The organism is Streptococcus sp. (assembly GCF_030825805.1).
In the GTDB taxonomy this organism is placed as follows: Bacteria; Bacillota; Bacilli; order Lactobacillales; family Streptococcaceae; genus Streptococcus.
In genome coordinates this window covers 1-16,849 of the sequence record NZ_JAPJPF010000042.1, presented here as the reverse complement: position 1 = coordinate 16,849, position 16,849 = coordinate 1, and the positions used below count along the sequence as shown (strand labels likewise).

The 16,849-nt window shown below is 43.4% G+C and carries 13 protein-coding genes; 1 reads left to right on the top strand and 12 read right to left on the bottom strand.

Annotated elements, in window-relative coordinates; translation table 11 throughout:
* The 7 genes from RCH62_RS07045 to RCH62_RS07015 form a co-directional block, all read right to left on the bottom strand.
* Window positions 1-796, bottom strand: a 796-nt coding sequence (locus RCH62_RS07045) for an ABC transporter substrate-binding protein (RefSeq protein WP_306474911.1), incomplete at its 3' end; no start/stop codon positions are given.
* Window positions 797-859: 63 nt separating this feature from the next.
* On the bottom strand, window positions 860-1,792 hold the full coding sequence (locus RCH62_RS07040) for a carbohydrate ABC transporter permease (protein ID WP_135783138.1): 933 nt from the start codon (window positions 1,790-1,792) through the stop codon (window positions 860-862).
* A 13-nt stretch (window positions 1,793-1,805) separates the two neighbouring features.
* Window positions 1,806-2,735 (bottom strand): sugar ABC transporter permease, encoded by a 930-nt coding sequence (locus tag RCH62_RS07035; protein WP_023022063.1) that lies wholly within the window; start codon window positions 2,733-2,735, stop codon window positions 1,806-1,808.
* Window positions 2,736-2,946: 211 nt separating this feature from the next.
* Window positions 2,947-4,827, bottom strand: a complete 1,881-nt coding sequence (locus RCH62_RS07030) for a beta-N-acetylhexosaminidase (RefSeq protein WP_306474910.1) — start codon at window positions 4,825-4,827, stop codon at window positions 2,947-2,949.
* The gene (locus RCH62_RS07025) at window positions 4,821-5,690 is read right to left on the bottom strand and encodes an ROK family protein (protein WP_048789505.1); all 870 of its coding nucleotides are present in this window, start codon (window positions 5,688-5,690) and stop codon (window positions 4,821-4,823) included. Before RCH62_RS07025 ends, RCH62_RS07030 begins: the two co-directional genes overlap by 7 nt.
* Before the next feature lie 84 nt (window positions 5,691-5,774).
* Complete coding sequence (locus tag RCH62_RS07020) at window positions 5,775-8,420, bottom strand: alpha-mannosidase (protein ID WP_306474909.1); 2,646 nt, start codon at window positions 8,418-8,420, stop codon at window positions 5,775-5,777.
* 241 nt (window positions 8,421-8,661) lie between these two features.
* Window positions 8,662-9,942 carry a glycoside hydrolase family 125 protein gene (locus tag RCH62_RS07015; protein WP_048691324.1) on the bottom strand — a complete coding sequence of 427 codons (1,281 nt, stop codon included), beginning with the start codon at window positions 9,940-9,942 and terminating at the stop codon, window positions 8,662-8,664.
* A 193-nt stretch (window positions 9,943-10,135) separates the two neighbouring features.
* Here RCH62_RS07015 and RCH62_RS07010 point away from each other — a divergent pair, with 193 nt between their 5' ends.
* Window positions 10,136-12,214 (top strand): GH92 family glycosyl hydrolase, encoded by a 2,079-nt coding sequence (locus RCH62_RS07010; RefSeq protein WP_048789464.1) that lies wholly within the window; start codon window positions 10,136-10,138, stop codon window positions 12,212-12,214.
* Window positions 12,215-12,267: 53 nt separating this feature from the next.
* Here RCH62_RS07010 and RCH62_RS07005 read toward each other — a convergent pair whose 3' ends face one another.
* The 5 genes from RCH62_RS07005 to RCH62_RS06985 form a co-directional block, all read right to left on the bottom strand.
* Window positions 12,268-12,813: a DUF6287 domain-containing protein gene (locus tag RCH62_RS07005; RefSeq protein ID WP_048789463.1), complete on the bottom strand. Its 546-nt coding sequence runs from the start codon at window positions 12,811-12,813 to the stop codon at window positions 12,268-12,270.
* Between the two features lie 113 nt (window positions 12,814-12,926).
* A complete protein-coding gene (locus tag RCH62_RS07000) occupies window positions 12,927-14,426 on the bottom strand; it encodes a zinc ABC transporter substrate-binding protein AdcA (protein WP_048789462.1) in 1,500 nt (499 codons plus the stop codon).
* Window positions 14,427-14,434: 8 nt separating this feature from the next.
* The gene (locus tag RCH62_RS06995; RefSeq protein ID WP_023022055.1) at window positions 14,435-15,238 is read right to left on the bottom strand and encodes a metal ABC transporter permease; all 804 of its coding nucleotides are present in this window, start codon (window positions 15,236-15,238) and stop codon (window positions 14,435-14,437) included.
* On the bottom strand, window positions 15,231-15,935 hold the full coding sequence (locus RCH62_RS06990; RefSeq protein WP_048789461.1) for a metal ABC transporter ATP-binding protein: 705 nt from the start codon (window positions 15,933-15,935) through the stop codon (window positions 15,231-15,233). The genes RCH62_RS06995 and RCH62_RS06990 overlap by 8 nt, the downstream gene beginning before the upstream one ends.
* Window positions 15,935-16,372 carry a zinc-dependent MarR family transcriptional regulator gene (locus RCH62_RS06985; RefSeq protein ID WP_048717496.1) on the bottom strand — a complete coding sequence of 146 codons (438 nt, stop codon included), beginning with the start codon at window positions 16,370-16,372 and terminating at the stop codon, window positions 15,935-15,937. The genes RCH62_RS06990 and RCH62_RS06985 overlap by 1 nt, the downstream gene beginning before the upstream one ends.
* Window positions 16,373-16,849 lie beyond the last annotated feature (477 nt).

Below are 16,849 nucleotides of genomic sequence, written 5' to 3'. Positions count from 1 at the left end.
CGTCTTTTGGAATGTAGCCAGCTTCATAGTATTTATGAAGAGTCTTCAAGTTTTCAACATAGCGTGGAATCGTGTAACGGTCAACGATCTTAGTTGTGTCACCTTGCAAATCGACAACGAATGGAAGTCCATCTACTGCAATGTAATCGAAGTCATCAGAAGGTCCACCGTAGCTCTTATTCATTGCGAAAGGAACAACGTTTGGATCTTTTTCTTTGATCGCTTTCAAGACTGGTTCAAGAGAAGCATAGTCAGTGACGTTTGAGATGTCGATACCATATTTTTCAAGAAGTGGTCCGTTGAAGGCAAAGTTTTGTGAAGATGCAACGTTGGCTGCAACTGGAACAGCATAGATCTTGCCGTTTACTGTATTCCCTTTGATGTAAGCTGGGTCAAGTGCTTCATAGAGCTCTTTCCCTTCTTTCTTGTACAAGTCTGTCAAGTCAGCGTAAGCACCTTTTTGAGCGTTGATAACATAGTTGTTAGCAAAAGCAATATCGTAGCTTTCACCAGATGAGATGATAACGTTCATCTTCTTGTCGTAGTCACCCCAACCAAGGTATTGGATGTCTAATTTAACGCCAGCTTTTTCTTCGATGATCTTGTTCGCATTTTCTAACAAGGTATCCAAGTTATCCGGTTTGTCACCGATTTGGTACATTTTGATAACTGTTTTGCCATCTTCACTTTTAGATGATTTTTGGTTATCACCTGTCAAGTTACCACAAGCAGCAAGAGTTGCTCCAAGTGCAAGAACGCTAGCAGAAGCTAAAGCATATTTTTTCCAATTTTTCATGAGAAAAACTCCTTTTTTATTTTTCTTTATTAACATAATGAAGGGTGGGTGAGAAAGGTTCGCTTATTCTTTCACACCACCGATAGTCAATCCTTTTACAAAGTAACGTTGGAAGAATGGATAGAGGATAGCGATTGGAACTGTTGCCACCACCACCATGGCCATCCGTCCGGTTTCTTTGGGAAGGGATTGGACTGCACCAGCGATTTGGCTAGATGCACCGACGGATTTAGAAATGTAATCCATATTATTTTGGATTTGCATCAGCAAGTATTGAAGGGGATAGAGGTTTTCACTCTTGATGTAGAGGAGGGCGTTGAACCAGTCATTCCAGAAGCCGAGGGCTGTAAAGAGACTGATGGTCGCAATCCCTGGGAGAGAAAGTGGTAAACAGATCTGGAAGAAGATCCGTGTCTCACTGGCTCCATCTATCCGAGCAGACTCAAGAATGGCTTCTGGGATCGTCCGTTTGAAGAAGGTCCGCATCAAGATAATATTGAAAGGACTCAATAACATCGGTATGATGAGGGCACCAACCGTATCTCCTAAATGAAGCAACTGAGTGGTAACGATGTAACCTGGTACCATCCCTGCACTAAAGAGCATGCTCAAGAGGGCAAATACAGTAAAGAAATTTCTGTACTTAAAGGTTCTACGTGAGATTGCGTAGGCGTAGGTCGTTGTAATGAAGACATTACATGCTGTCCCTACAATCGTCACAAACAAGGTAATAAAGAGGGCTTGAAGAATCTTATCCTTAAATTGAACAAGGAAAAGATAGCCATCTGCACCAAACTTAGCAGGCCAAAATTGGAAGCCGTGAATCGCCAAACTTTGTTCATCTGTCAAGGAAATCATGACAACAAAGATGAAGGGCAAGATACAGGATAGAGCAATCAAGCCAACAATGCTACTAAAGAAGAGGTCTGCTTTCTTACTGAAGGAGTGGATCCCAACATTATCAACTTTTTCTTTTTTAATTTTTGATTTTGCCATGGTATCCTCCTTTCTAGAAGAGCGCTGCATTCTTATCAATACGACGTGCTACAATATTAGAAAGTAAAACGAGAATCAATCCGACAACTGATTGGTAAAGACCAGCCGCTGCGGCCATCGCAATATCTCCTGATTTAGCAAGTCCATTGTAGACATAGACATCAATTACGTTTGTCACACTATAAAGGGCACCTGAGTTATGTGGGATTTGGTAGAACAATCCAAAGTCAGCACGGAAGATATTTCCGATGGCAAGGATAGTCAAGACCGTAATCAAGGAAGCCAACTGAGGAATGGTAATGTGGCGGATTCGCTGCCACTTAGATGCTCCATCCACTGTTGCTGCTTCGTAGAAGGTTGGATCAATTCCCATGATGGTTGCATAGTACATAACACTGCTATAACCAAAACCTTTCCAGATTCCTAAGAAGAGGAGAAGCGCTGGCCAAATGGCAACCTCTGTATAGAAGTTGATTCCTTTCATCCCAAGTGATGTTAAGATGTGGTTAATCAAGCCTTTATCGACGTTTAAGAAGGCATCTGTAAAGAAGCTGATGATAACCCATGACAAGAAATAGGGGAACAACATTGATGTTTGAAACACTTTAACCAACCGTTTGGAACGCATCTCACTAAAGATAATGGCAATCCCAACAGAAACAATCAAGCCCAAGAAAATAAAGGCTAGGTTGTAAAGGACGGTATTTCTTGTAATGATATAAGCATCTTTAGAACTAAAGAGGAATTTGAAGTTATCAAATCCTACCCACTTACTCTTCATTACACTATCAATAAATCCCTCTCCGGTGATATGATAGTCTTTAAATGCGACAACGTTTCCCAAAACAGGTATGTAGAAGAATAAAATCAACCACGCTGCACCTGGTAAAACCATCAAGAAGAAAATAAGATTTTCTCTCAAGGTCTTAACAAACTTTTTCATCTGACTCCCCCCTTTGTCATTTTATTTTTTGGTAACGTTTACATTTTTTATTATAAAACTCTATGAAAACTTTTTCAAACTCCTAATTATAGAAAAAATTCTACAAATTTATGACATAGCCTTAAAAATGGAGAAAAAAGGAGAAGAAATGTCTCCATCGGACATCTTTCTCCTCCTTCAACATCATTGTCTTGAAATACAAGGCTTTCTATTAGGTCGTATAAATGGTCGAAGCTGTCGCAATGGTATGCCACTGGTTGGCTGTTGTAGCTGCGAAATCCTTATCTCCGTAGAAATCATTAAATGGCAAGATCTCTACTTCCAACTCATCAATCCGTGAGATGGAACCAGCTAGATAATCTTCAATGCGGCTTTCTGCGCGCTTGATCCGTTGCAAGAGTCCACCCATACGGATATCTACTGTATCCAAGCCAAAGACCTTGTTTTCTTTCAACCATTGGTGGCTAAAGAGCTTGTGGAAGGTTTCAATCTGGCTTCTTAATTTTGGTAATTCTTCCCTGGCGATTTGTTTCAAGCTGTCTTTATCATCCACCTGATAAGCCTCACGAATGCGTCGTCCCACATCAACCTTGCCACTTAAAATAGCATTCAACTGGGCCTGAGTTTCGAAAAGATAAGAATAAGTGCCCGCTTTTTCTTTAATGTCAGAAAGAATCTCAGCTGCTTGGGCAAAGTGTGGCTTGTCCTGTTCAGGTGTCATGTGCTTGTCAAGAATTGGGCAGAGAACATCCTGATAAAAGACATAGCGGTTGGGGTTGATACCACTGAGATTATCTGGTAGGTCTGGCAAGAGGTTGGCAAGATCAAGTTGCATAAAGTCCTCAACCGATAAGCCTGTGTTGGTCTTGAAGTGAGCTGATAGACGCTCTAAATCATTGCGGTAGCTGAGCTCCGCCCAGATTTGCAAACTTGGTAGAATCGAGAACTGGGCCGTTTCACCACCATTGTCCCCCCAGCCAGTCACAATAACTTCCTTGATTTGATTGGCACGGCAGGCTTTGTTGGCTTCAAGAGCGATAAGACGACTGAAATGATTATGAGGTGTAAAGCCAATCCACTTCCAAGCCCCACCTGCAAAGGCGATATCCTGGCTAATCTTGTGGTGGTTACTGAAGTTACGGTTGTATTTTTCTTCGCTATCCTGATAATAATCCCAGTAAACCAAGGTCACACGGTCTTTTAGGCGGTCAAGAAAAACTCGTGTTTCTTCTGGAATTTCCACATCACGGTCGTACTGGCCATCTGCTGACATGAGTTTGAAGAACATATCGCTCCACATCTGGCAGTGGAAACCATACTTGTCTGCAATATCCAGCACGCGCTCCAAGTGTTGACACATAAGGAGACTACGGTCCACAATACCGTTCAAGATAAGGTAGCGTCCCAAACCAACCAAGTGAGCTTCATCCATCCCAATGTTGACCTTGCGAGTTTGTAGTTTAGATAACGTCGCAAACATACCGTCAATCAGGTCGTAGACTTTTTCTTCACCGATGAGGAGGATATCTTCTACATCGCGGAGTTGCTGCACTTCCTTGACACCCCATTTGACAAAGGCTGACAAGTGTGCCAAGGTTTGGATGCATGGGACAAAAGTCATGTCAAACTGTTGGGCGTAGGCTTCGATTTCCTGCAACTCTTCAGCAGCATAAGCTCCACGGAAATAACCAAAATAAGGTTGCCCTTCAATCTGATAAGTGTCTTCCATGTAAAGCTCAAAGGTTGAATAACCCATGAGAGCCAAGACTTCAATCATCTGCTTGGCCGATGCGACATTGAGCACGGCGTTGCGCGAACAGTCTGCCATGTAGGCTAGATCTTCATAGGCAGCTTTTTCCTCAATCTCTACCTTGTCCCCTTCTGCTAAAGCTGTTGCGAGCACAGACAAGGCACGGTAGAGTTGATGAGGTTTGCGGTAGGTCAGTTGATACTGCCCATTATCACCCTCGATAGAGATAGAAGCTTGGTCAGACTGAGCGACCGCTACTTCTACATCCGGTAGAGAAATGTGATTGTTTAAGACTTCGATAGCTTGGGCTTGTTTGGGACTAAGTCCTGTAAAAGTTACCATTGGTTTTCCTCCTGTAACCAGTTGACAAGGGCACCGTAGAGATTGGCATCTGCGTGATAGGTGCAGGCTTGAATGACTGGAGCGATGGTATATTCTTCATATCTTTCCACAAAGGCGTCTACCGCTTTTTGCACCCCTTTGATAAAATCTGGGTTCTGACTGATAGAACCACCTAGGCTAATGACATCTGGGTCGATTAGGTACTGGATATTGAGCAGGCCTTGAGCTAGGTTACGGTTCATGCGTTCAATGGCTTCTTGGCAGAGGGCATTTCCTGCTGCTGCCTCTTGGTACACCTTGCGGCCGTCCCAGTCAGTCTGACCAGATTTTTCGATGACATAGCGAACCATATTTCCTGTAGAAGCGAGTTGCGACCAGTTGTTGAGCTTTTCTGCCGGCTCGATGGTGGTCATGTAGCCAAACTCACCGCCCAAACCATGACGACCACGGTGTAGCTTGCCATTGATGATCATGGCCCCACCGATCCCTGTCCCAACCACGACACAGGCTGCATTTTCAATCTCAGGATGAGCTAGCAGTTCACTCAGTCCGACACAGTTAGCATCATTTTCTAGATGGACAGGAAGTCGGTGATGAGCAAGAACCTCATACCAAGAAAAACCATGAATGTAAGGAATGGCACTGATTCCTTCAATCACCCCGGTTTCTTGGTTAACAGCCCCTGGCACACTCATAGCAATCCCACGGTAGTCACGTTCTGACAAGCGTTGCTCCAACCAAGCTAGCAACTCTTCCAGAGTCTCTGGCGTTGGGGTGCTGGCCTTATCTAAAATTTTTCCATCAGGAGTGATACTGGCAAACTTAATCCCAGTCCCTCCGATATCAATCGTTGCAAGGGTCATAGCTTTTACCTGTAAAAAGGAGCGAGTCAGCAATCGATTCTTACTTTGTCGCTCCTCCTTTCTTGTTATGTTTACTTTTTGAAATTAAATTTCTTCTTTTTTGATCAATTCTGTACGAATTTCTTGTGGTGCCAATAGTCCTGAATGAACTGGATATGGGCGTTCCAGCAAGTCAAGAATGGTTTGTTGTTTGTCAGACACGCGAACATTTTCTTGGCTCATGTTGTAGTAACGAAGGACGTAACCTTCTTCATTCTCAGCAACTTTAAAGGCTGTTGGGCAGACTTGTGGCAAATTCAGTGCTGGATGGTTGAAGAGACTACCTGTTGCTGCAACGCTACCCTCTTGTTTTGCAACTTGAAGAGCTGTAAATGGCACTTGGAAGGCTTTGGCACGACGAAAGGCTGAGAAACGATCCTGAGCCTGATGGCATTCTACTGCAAACTCAACTTCGATAGCTCGCAAGCACTGGGCTTCTGGTGTTGGGAAGTAGCCCCAGTCACCGAGTTCCCCTGAAGCACGGAGAAGGGTTACAGCTATGGTGTCGTCTCCAAGAATTTCGTATTCATGCAATCCTTTGTTGGCTACGGTCACTCCTTTAACATCATCATACAAGCTGACAAAGGCTTGTTGGTGTTGTGGATTTTCAGGATTTTCCCAAGAAGCTGCTGGTTTATTCGGCCGTGTCACGACCTCATAAATGCTTTCCGAGTCATTGCTTGGACGAGTGTTATGAGTTTTGACCAAGAGACGAATGCGGTGATCCTTAGCAGTATTGGTAAAGCGCGTCTTGAAGCGAATTTGCGGGTCATCCACAAAGACGGTCATCACTGTTTCCAACGGAATGGTTGTCAGCTCTTCTGACCGTCCTGCTTCTCGGTTCATAAACTCGATAATGCCTCTTTGTTCCGCATCCAATTGTTCATCCGCGCTGACTGGGATGGTCAAGTCATGCTTGAGCAAGATTTTGGCATAGCGAGCATTATTTTCCAAGACCTCATGAGCTTTCAGCTCCGCATAGATGGGTTCTGTTCCTTTTGGTTGGAAGTAAATGTATTCATTGCCAATATCACCGCGGTCTTCGAAGCCAAGGAAGTCCTCATAAGCCTCATTGGTCGTCTTGTCGTAAAGGGTCAAGCCATCATCAATACTGAGGGTTACGAACGGCGTATCGAGAACCCCATTTTGGTAAATCCCATCATGATGGGAAGCTTTTCCTTCCAAGAGCTGGAAGGTGGTCCAAGAAAGAGGCGCTAGGTGAACCGGAACCGTCACGCGCACTTGACGCGCAATATAGGGTTGGCGGAATTTATCCTTAGGCAGGGTATAGCCAAAGCTTGCCCCCAAGTCTTCAATCTCCGCCTCTACAAGATGACCCTCTAAATCCTCTACGTGATAGTCTGGCAAGGTCAAAGCGGCCATTTTCTTGAAGCCCTCTGTCGGATGCAATTCCTTAAATGGACAAACCGCTACATCGACAATCGTGCTGACGGTATCCACCTTATCATGCAAGCCTGTATTGATGACCGTAAAGAGGTGCTCACTATGAGCTTTTTGAGTCGCTAGTTTACCCTTCCATTCGTTCAGAAGGTTGGTCTTGACAAAGTTTCCAACTTGGTTGACCTTGGCAAAACGAACTTCCATTTCACGGTGAACTTCGTCAATACTACAACCACAGATACTATCGTGTGGCGCATTTTGTAAGAGCATCTTCCAGGCATAGGTCAATTGATCCTTGTGATTGTGGCCACCTGTAAGGATGGTCAAAGGTTCCACCACTTGCTCTAGCAAATTGCTGTTTTCTTGAAAGGCTTGTTTGAGATAAACACGTGAAGAAGAGGTATTAGCAAGTGTGTACCAACCATCGGTTTCCTGACTGGTCAATTCTCCCGTAACCGTTGATAATTGTTCAGGAAGCGCACTTTCCACTGCTTGCACATAGTCATCAAAGGAACTATGGATAAAGGTCACATCAGGGAAAAGCTCATTGGCCACGCGAATAGCTTCACTCAAGTTCCGTTGAACCGGTTGGTGGTCGCAACCGTTCATCATCAACCATTGGTTGGTCGATGCATAGTCACGAACGTCTGCCAATTTTTGTTTCCAGAAAGCCAAAGCTTCATCTTTATCCACTGGAATTTCATTCCCATTACTGTACCAGTTAGCAAATAGAATGCCGAGTACACGGCTACCATCCGCCCCTTGCCAGTACATTTCAGAAAATTGAGAGGTAAACTGCTCATCTTCGAGAACTTGGTTGTCAAATCCGATCGGCTTCACTCCACGCCCAAAGGCTGCTACGTGGATCCCTGATTTTTGAAGGATTTGAGGAGCTTGTCCCATATTTCCAAAGGTATCAGGGAAGTAACCAATTTGAGTTGATTTGCCCCATTTGGCACATTCAGCCTGTCCAATCAAGGTATTGCGGACATTGGCTTCACTAGAGATCAGGTAATCATCCTGCAAAATATAGAAGGGACCAATCTTGAGCTTGCCCTCGTCGATATAGCGCTGTACCTTGTCGCGATTTTCAGGGCGAATTTCTAAATAGTCATCGAGGACGATGGTTTGTCCATCCAAGTGGAAACTTTTGAATTCAGGGTCATTTTCAAAAAGATCAAAGAGATTGTCAAAAAGTTCCACCAATTGCATGCGGTGACTTTCAAAAGGTAAATACCACTCACGATCCCAGTGGCTGTGAGAGATAATGTGTACAACAACATTTTCCATGAGTAAAACCTCATTCTAACTTAAATTTTTAATGTTTTAAATATAAACTTGTGATTCTAACAAGAATCAGTGAAGCTAAAGCGTGCTCCTTATACTCAATGAAAGTCAAAGAGCAAACTAGGAAGCTAGCCGCAGGTTGCTCAAAGCACTTCTTTGAGGTTGTAGATAGAACTGACGAAGTCAGTAACATATATACGGCAAGGCGAAGCTGACGTGGTTTGAATTTGATTTTTGAAGAGTATTAGCGGATATCCAAGTAATCCAAGACTAATTCACAGAACATCATGTTGGCCCAAGAGAACCATTCACGCGAATATTTGGTTGGATCATCCACGTGGAAACTTTCGTGCATGACACCTGTTCCACCATCGCAGGCAACCAACTGATCCAGCAAGAATTTCTTCTCAGCTTTATCTGTAGCTGTTAAACCTTGGATCGACAGGGCAATCGGCCAGATATAGCGATAGAAGGTATGAGAACTTCCGAGTCCGCTTGCGTACTTTCCTTCATAGAAGTAAGGATTTTCAGGGCTCAAAATAGTCCGACGAGTAGCTTGGTAGACCTCATCGTCGATCGCGCAGTAGCCAAGATAAGGAGCTGCCAACAAGCTTGGTACGTTTGGATCATCCATGATGCTAACATTTCCCAAACCGTCTACCTCAAAGGCATAAATTTTCTCGCCCTTACTATTTGTAGTGTAGGCGTAATTTTCGATTCCTTCTTGAATCTCAGCCTGCAGGCGTTTTGCATCTGCAATGATACTCTCACTATCGGCTAGATTCAATGCTGCAAAGATTTCCTGGACATAACCCAAGACAACCACTGCAAACATATTTGACGGAATTAAGTAGCTATACTGACAGCAGTCATCACTTGGACGAAAGGCTGACCAGGTCATCCCTGTCACAGCAAAGTCAGGCCCAAAGCCGTCATTTACCAAGGTATCTTCCTTACGATCGGTATCACGGACGAAACGGTATGGTGAGTTATTGTGGTCTTGCTCCACTGTCCAGAGATGAAGGATTTCCTTGGTCGCTGTGACAAAGGTTTCATCAAATTGGCTAGTCTCACCAGTTTCCTTCCACAGGAGGTAAGCCAATTGCAAGGGATAGCAAAGCGAGTCCACTTCATACTTACGTTCCCAAATCCAGCCATTCAAATCGGTGTGGTCAGTCTCGTGGTGGCCTTTCCAGTTCTCCTCAATATTAAAAGAGTTAGCATAGGGATCCTTGAGGATCAAGGTCATCTGGCGCTTGACCAAACCAGCAATGGTCTGGCGCAAACGAGGGTCTCTTTTTGCCACATGAAGATAGGGTCTCAATTGAGCCGTTGAGTCACGCAACCACATAGCTGGGATGTCCCCTGTCAACACAAAGGTTGACCCATCTTCTAAAATTTCAACTGTATTATCCAAAGTGTCTGTGTAGCAACGCTCAAACACATCCACCCACTCCGGGTACTCCTTGGCACGTTCTGCTACTTGGTCCAGCCATTCTCTGACGATTTCTTTTGAATAAGTCATTCCTTTTCCTCACACGTATCGATTCTTTCCTATTCAGTATAAAAGATTTCAGATGGGAAATACATACGCAAATTATAGCCCTTTTTCTACAAACTTTTCTAGTTTTGAAAAAGACTTTCCCATTTGAGGGGCTTCTGCTAAAATAAAGAAAGAAAAGGGCTTGAAGGCCCTAGTATGACACAGGAGGTCCCGCATGAAGACCGATATTACTCATATTGATACCCGCTTAGGAACAGACAATCACTCAGCTTATTCTAACGGCAACACCCTTCCTTACACAGGAGTTCCTTTTGGGATGAATTATTTCCTTCCACAGACGACACATGAACAGGACGCTTGGTTTTTCAACCCCAACCTTCCTATCTTTCAAGGTATTCGCTTGACCCATCAGCCTAGCCCTTGGATTGGAGATTTTTCCTGGTGTCTCCTCACCCCACTAACAGACATTCCGACTCAAGAAGACCTCTATTTCAGACAGAGCAGTTACCGGGTCCAAGAAGCTGTCTTTCAGCCCCATTATTTAGCTCTCACCTCAGAGCGCTATCAAGTCCATACAGAGCTGACACCCAGCCTCTACGGGGCCATTCTCCGCTTTAGAGGGCCGTCTGCACTTTCACTGGCCATTCATTGCCCCAATGGACTAGCTGAAGTAGAATTCGGAGAAACGAATCTACATTTCTACATCCTAGACCAAAATCATACCGACCAACAAACCTATCCTTTCTATCTTCATGTCGAATTTGACCAAGCCATCACTCGCACTCACTGGCTAGGACAGGATTTGATCCTAGAATTTGACAGCCCTACCCTAGAAGCTCGATTAGGCACTTCCTTTATCAACCCTGAGTTGGCCGAATCTCACCTTCCTACAGCTAGCTTTGAAGAGATGAAAGAAAAAGCGAGCCGCAAATGGCAAGAGCTAATGGACCGATTTGAAATTTTAGATACGGGCGGAGAGGATCGAACATTTTTCGATCACTGTCTCTACCGTAGTCTGCTCTTTCCTCAGACTTGTTATGAAGTAACCCCTGAGGGGAAAGCAGTCCATCGCGATTTCGCCCACAACCGCATTCAAGAAGGAAAATACTTCACGAGTTTGGGCTTCTGGGATCTCTTTCGGACCACCTTTCCTCTCTATAGCCTAGTCTATCCCGAGCTTTACCAGGAATTTCTCGAAGGCTTCCTCAGCCATTACCGAGATACCGGTTTCCTCCCTAAATGGCTAGCGCCGGACGAAAGAGGCATGATGCCTGGAACCCTCATTGATGGGGTCATTGCCGATGCCATTCAAAAAGGCCTAGCTCCCGACCTCCACACGGAGCTTTTTGAAGCCATGCTAGATACAGCTAGGAAGGAAGACCCAAATGGTCATTACGGTCGACGAGGAGCTAAAGAATACAAGGAATTAGGCTATCTATCCACTGACTATCACGAAAGCGTGAGTCACACCATTGACTTCTCCTATAGCGATTTTTGTATCGCCCAAACTGCCCAGCTACTTGGCAAGGAAGAGTTGGCCAAAGAATATGCCCAGTCTAGTCTTTCCTATCGAACCCTCTTTGATCCAGAAACAGGTTATATCCGGGCCAAAGATAAGAAGGGCCATTTCAGACCAGACTTTTCCCCCATCAGTTGGGGACGCGACTATGCAGAGTGCTCTGCCATTCAGGCAACCTTAGGCGCCCTTCACGACATCGAGGGCCTCAAGCAACTCTTTGGTGGAGAAGGAGGATTTACCCACTACTTAACTCGACTAGCCACTCAAGCACCGCATTACGAAGTGACGGGCTATGGCTACGAAATTCATGAAATGAGTGAGATGGCCCAAGCTCCTTTTGGACAAATTGCCATTTCAAACCAACCGAGTTTTCACATCCCCTATCTCTTCCGCTATAGCCAACACCCGGAATACACTAGCATCCTAATCCAGGCCCTTCGCAAGGAAGCCTTCCAGCCAAGCTTTCAAGCCTATCCAGGAGATGAAGATAATGGCAGCCTATCCTCCTGGTATATCTGGTCGGTTTTAGGACTCTATCCAACTTGTCCAGGCAAGCCAGTCTATGACCTAGGGATTCCCCTCTTCAAACACTTGCACCTCTTTCTCCCTCAAGAGAAAAAATGGCTGCATATCCATAGCACAGCTCACACAGCCCAAGCACACTTTCTTCAAGATGCTTCTCTTGATGGAAAAAAGGTCGACAGAGTGAGCCACCAAGACCTCTTGAAAGCGGAGAAGCTAGACTTCTACCTTTCTTGGCTCCCTAAAATCTAAAAAAGAATGAAGAGTAGGACACTCTTCATTCTTTTTCATTACACATATACTAGCTAATTCCCAACCTTATAGAGGAAAGAACCTTGTTCCGTAAAACTGTACATCCCAGTTCCGGTCCAGAGACGGTCCTTATTAACATCAGAATCATCATGGAAGATGACTTCTCCATTTTCGTCCGTTTGGTCATCAATCGTAAGCCCGGCAGGGATGAATTCCATCAAAAATCCTCCTGTAACTCCTCCGTAGACTCCTCCTGAAACAGTTCCATAATCCGTCAAGGAAAGACCATAAGACTCATATTCGTTAGAGACCAAACCATTTTGATCAAAGACGAGTTTATTCCCCTTATCATCTTTCCAGACACCAGCTACACTACTATAATCCCCTTGAGCGATTGCTTCAATATCCATCTTTGTTTTCTCTTTCTTATCACTCGAACTCTCAGCTTTCTTTGTTTCACTAGTAGCTGAGCTATCCTTCGATTGACGAACTGTACTTTCTTTACTTTCAGATCCTGTCTCCTGCTTTTTATCACCACAGGCTCCAAGGAAAAACAGTAGAGCAGAAATCAACAATAGCAAACGATACTTTTTCATCATGAATCTCCCCATATTCAATCTATTCTATAAGCCTAATTTTATCCTTTTTCTAGCAATTTGACAAGTTTCTGTTACTATCAAAAAAGGAACCAACTGGTTCCTTCTCTAATTGATTAATGGGCCAACATTTCCTGCGCAATTTCGAATCCGGATAGGTCACTTGGGTAGTAAGTAGGCCAATTTTCCAATTCCTTATAAAGAGCCTCTTGGCTTTCCCCACCGAAGAAAATATGGAAGTGAGCTGCCTTATTAGGAGCAATTTGATGGTCACTGAATTGAACATACTTGAATTCACCCGCATTCGGATCAGTTGCTTCAAAGAGATACCGCACTCCACGATTCCCTTTTGTATAGTTTAGCGTATGCTTCCCAGCATAGCGGTATTCGAACTTCTTCTCTTCGCCATTCTTATAGAAGGTCATGGTTTTGTCTGTAATGACAATCCGGTCGACATCTGTTTTATAACCTGTGGTGTAGTAGGCTTTATACTCTTCAACTGTTTTGGACTTGGTTAATTTAGCTTTGTAGTCAAAGACTTGATCCAAGGTTCCATCTTTTAGATAAGGATACACAGACTGCCAATCACCTACATAGTCTGAAAGAGTTCGGTCCTTAATAGCACTGTCCTCAAAGTAGCCATTGGCTACTGTTTTGGTGTCTTCTTCCTCTTCTGGAGCGATTTCTTTTCCAGCTTGAATTGTTGTTAACTCCAAAGATTTGAGGTTGGCTCCCATGATAGAGATGTAGTCTTCACCATCTTTCATCTGCTCATCTGTCAAGCTCTCTAATGGATTCAAAACAGCTAGATCCACACCGGTTTCAGCAGACAAGGTTTTCGATAAGGATTTAGAAGCATTTTCTTCAAAGTAGATGACCTTGATGTCATTCTTCTTGATGTACTCTGTCAATTCACTCAAGCGAGTCGCAGACGGTTCACTATCTGGTGACAAACCTGAAATAGAAACTTGATTCAAGCCATAGTCCAGGGCCAAATAACGGAAAGCTGCGTGTTGAGTAACAAAGTTTTTCTGTTTCGCTTCAGATAAGCTCTTCGTATAGCTGTCATCCAATTTTTTCAACTTGGCAATATAGGCATCCGCATTAGCTGTAAAGCTAGCCTTTTTATCTGGGTACTGTTTCACCAGTTGATCACGAATCGTTTCCACCATTTTAATGGCTCTCTGCGGAGAAAGCCAGACATGGGGATCGTACTCATGATGGTGTTCTTCCCCTCCCTCATGGTCATGCTCTTCTTCGCCACCTGGTAAAAGCAGCATATTCTCCGTCGCTTTGACAACCTTGGTTTTCTTGCCATCCATTGATTTCAACAACTGAGGCACCCACGTTTCCATGTTCTCGTTCTCATAGACAAAGACATCTGACTCTTGGATCTTTGCGCGACCCTTGGCAGATAATTCAAAATCATGGGGTTCCGAACCAGACCCGATCAAGAGCTCCACATCTCCCTCGTCTCCAACGACTTGCTTAGTAAATTCATAGACAGGATAGAATGTCGTCATGACTTTCAATTTTCCTGACTGATTTTGACCACCACTACAAGCTACTAAAAGAAGACTACAAAAGGCTAACACCAGCCATGCAAGTTTTTTCATAAGATCACCTATTTTCTAAATTTAACAAAAAGATTTGAGAGCAAAAAGAAGGATACAAATAAGAGGGTAATGGTCGCACTAACCGGTGTATCCGGATAATAAGAAAGAATGAGACCACTGACCATCCCTACAAAACCAATGACCACTGCCAAAAGCATGACTGAACGGAAGGTTTTTCCTAGCTTTAAAGCAATACTAGCTGGCAAGACCATGATGGTAGATACCAACAAGGAACCCGCAGCCGGGATCATCAAGGCGATAGCCACCCCTGTCACAATATTAAACAAGATAGACATGAGACGCACGGGTAAACCATCTACATAAGCTGTATCCTCGTCAAACGTAAGAATATACATCGGACGAATAAAGAGAACCGTCAAACATAAAACAATCGCCGCTATGACAAACAGAGCTAGCACTTGCTCATCGGTAATGGTCAAGGTAGAACCAAATAGGTACTGGTCCAAACTCATGGAGCTTTTACCGCCACCCTTCATGATCACCAAAGCCAAGGCCAAGCCCGTCGACATGAGAATCGCTGTCCCTATTTCCATAAAATCTTTATAGACTGTTCGTAAGTACTCTAAAAATACAGCCGCTATAATCACCACAATGACTGTAGAAATAGTCGGGGAGAAACCAAGGAAAAGACCAAAAGCAACCCCTGATAGAGAAACGTGACTCAGCGTATCACTCATCAAGCTCTGACGACGTAAAATCAAAAATACACCTAAGATAGGAGAGAAGAGACTCATAGCAACCATCGCCAACAAAGCCCGTTGCATAAAATCATACTGAAAGAGACTAAGCATGGTCCTCACCTCCATCTTTCTCATGGACATTAAAGCAACGCCATTGAGAATTTTGTTTTCTCACCAGGTGAATATTGCGATCTGCGTAATGACTCACCTCTTCAGGATCATGCGTAATCATCAAAACGGCCTTCCCATGATGATGGGCACTGTGGTGCATCAATTCATAAAACTCATCCTTACTACCAGCATCCATCCCAGTAGTCGGTTCATCCAAGACAAAAATATCTGGATCAGACGCAAACATTCGTGCAATGACAGCCCGTTGTTTCTGGCCACCGGATAGAGCCCCTAATGGTTTATCACGATGCTCTAACATCCCAACAGCAGATAAACTAGCTAAAATGTGCTCCTCATCATGATGATTTAACCGACGAAACCAACCCTTACGAGGATACCGCCCCGATTTCACAAACTCATAAACAGAACTGGGAAAGCCAGCATTAAAGCTTGCAATTTGTTGGGGAAGATAGGCAATTCGTAATTTTTTACCAGTTACATTTTCCTTAGCAATTTCAACAATCCCTACTTTTGGTTTTAAGATGCCAAGACTTGCCTTAATCAAAGTAGATTTGGCTGCGCCATTCTCACCAGTCAGCGTCACAAACTCCCCGCTGTCCAAGTAATAATTCACACCTTCTAGAACAGGCTCTCGATCATAATAAAATGAAAGATCTTTAACAGTGATATAACGCATTAACGAAGATCCTCCAATAAGCGGGATAAAAATTTAGAAATAACCATTTGTTCTTCTTGAGAGAATTCGCTCAAAACTTGATTATAAACAGCCAAAGTATGATCATGATGATGAGAATGTTCCTCAGCAACTGGACGCCCCAAATCTGTTAAACGGTACAAAACAATCCGAGCGTCTTTCTCATCTTTTAGAGCTTCTAACATCCCAAAAGAAAGTAATTGTTTAACAGCCTTAGTAACAGCAGCTTGACTAACATTCAACAATTTAGCAAGCTCAGAATTGGAATAATTATTCTTTGATAGTAACATTAAAATGTGTTCTTGCGTATTGGTTAAAGAAAAACCACTAGTACAAGAACCAATCAACACTTCATGCTGATTCTCAGAAATAAGTAAAATAGAATTTAAAAACTCATCGATCTGATTAGCGACTTTCATAGGAACTTCCTTTCTATTAACCAGTAAATACTTTACCGGTTAATTATAACACAGTAAAGGAAAATAGTCAAAGTATTTTCAGAAAACAATAAAAACAATTTTTAGTAACTGTTAAGTAACTCAGCGTTACAAATTGAACAAATAAAAGAAAAAGACAAGGTCCGAAAACCTTGTCTTTAGTACTATACCGGCGGCCGGGGTCGAACCGGCACGTCCTTGCGGACACTGGATTTTGAGTTCTATGAACCCATTTTTTAAATCTTATAACCTTGATTTAATAGGGTTTTAGAACTTTTGAATCTTGCAAAATAGACTCATTTTTTAAATTTTAGTAACTTTTTGGTAACTCATCTTTCTCTCTTAAATAACTACTTCCATAAATAGTGAGTCAATAATCTTATTTCTCAGTCGTTGATTTCCTTGCCCCATTTGGTCCTAGAATCGCATTAAACGTTCCCTTTTCAAACTGTAGGTGAA

Coding starts and splice junctions, on each gene's coding strand:
- RCH62_RS07040 (WP_135783138.1), bottom strand. CDS start 1,792: ATGGCAAAATCAAAAATTAAAAAAGAAAAAGTTGATAATGTTGGGATC.
- RCH62_RS07035 (WP_023022063.1), bottom strand. CDS start 2,735: ATGAAAAAGTTTGTTAAGACCTTGAGAGAAAATCTTATTTTCTTCTTG.
- RCH62_RS07030 (WP_306474910.1), bottom strand. CDS start 4,827: ATGGTAACTTTTACAGGACTTAGTCCCAAACAAGCCCAAGCTATCGAA.
- RCH62_RS07025 (WP_048789505.1), bottom strand. CDS start 5,690: ATGACCCTTGCAACGATTGATATCGGAGGGACTGGGATTAAGTTTGCC.
- RCH62_RS07020 (WP_306474909.1), bottom strand. CDS start 8,420: ATGGAAAATGTTGTTGTACACATTATCTCTCACAGCCACTGGGATCGT.
- RCH62_RS07015 (WP_048691324.1), bottom strand. CDS start 9,942: ATGACTTATTCAAAAGAAATCGTCAGAGAATGGCTGGACCAAGTAGCA.
- RCH62_RS07010 (WP_048789464.1), top strand. CDS start 10,136: ATGAAGACCGATATTACTCATATTGATACCCGCTTAGGAACAGACAAT.
- RCH62_RS07005 (WP_048789463.1), bottom strand. CDS start 12,813: ATGATGAAAAAGTATCGTTTGCTATTGTTGATTTCTGCTCTACTGTTT.
- RCH62_RS07000 (WP_048789462.1), bottom strand. CDS start 14,426: ATGAAAAAACTTGCATGGCTGGTGTTAGCCTTTTGTAGTCTTCTTTTA.
- RCH62_RS06995 (WP_023022055.1), bottom strand. CDS start 15,238: ATGCTTAGTCTCTTTCAGTATGATTTTATGCAACGGGCTTTGTTGGCG.
- RCH62_RS06990 (WP_048789461.1), bottom strand. CDS start 15,935: ATGCGTTATATCACTGTTAAAGATCTTTCATTTTATTATGATCGAGAG.
- RCH62_RS06985 (WP_048717496.1), bottom strand. CDS start 16,372: ATGAAAGTCGCTAATCAGATCGATGAGTTTTTAAATTCTATTTTACTT.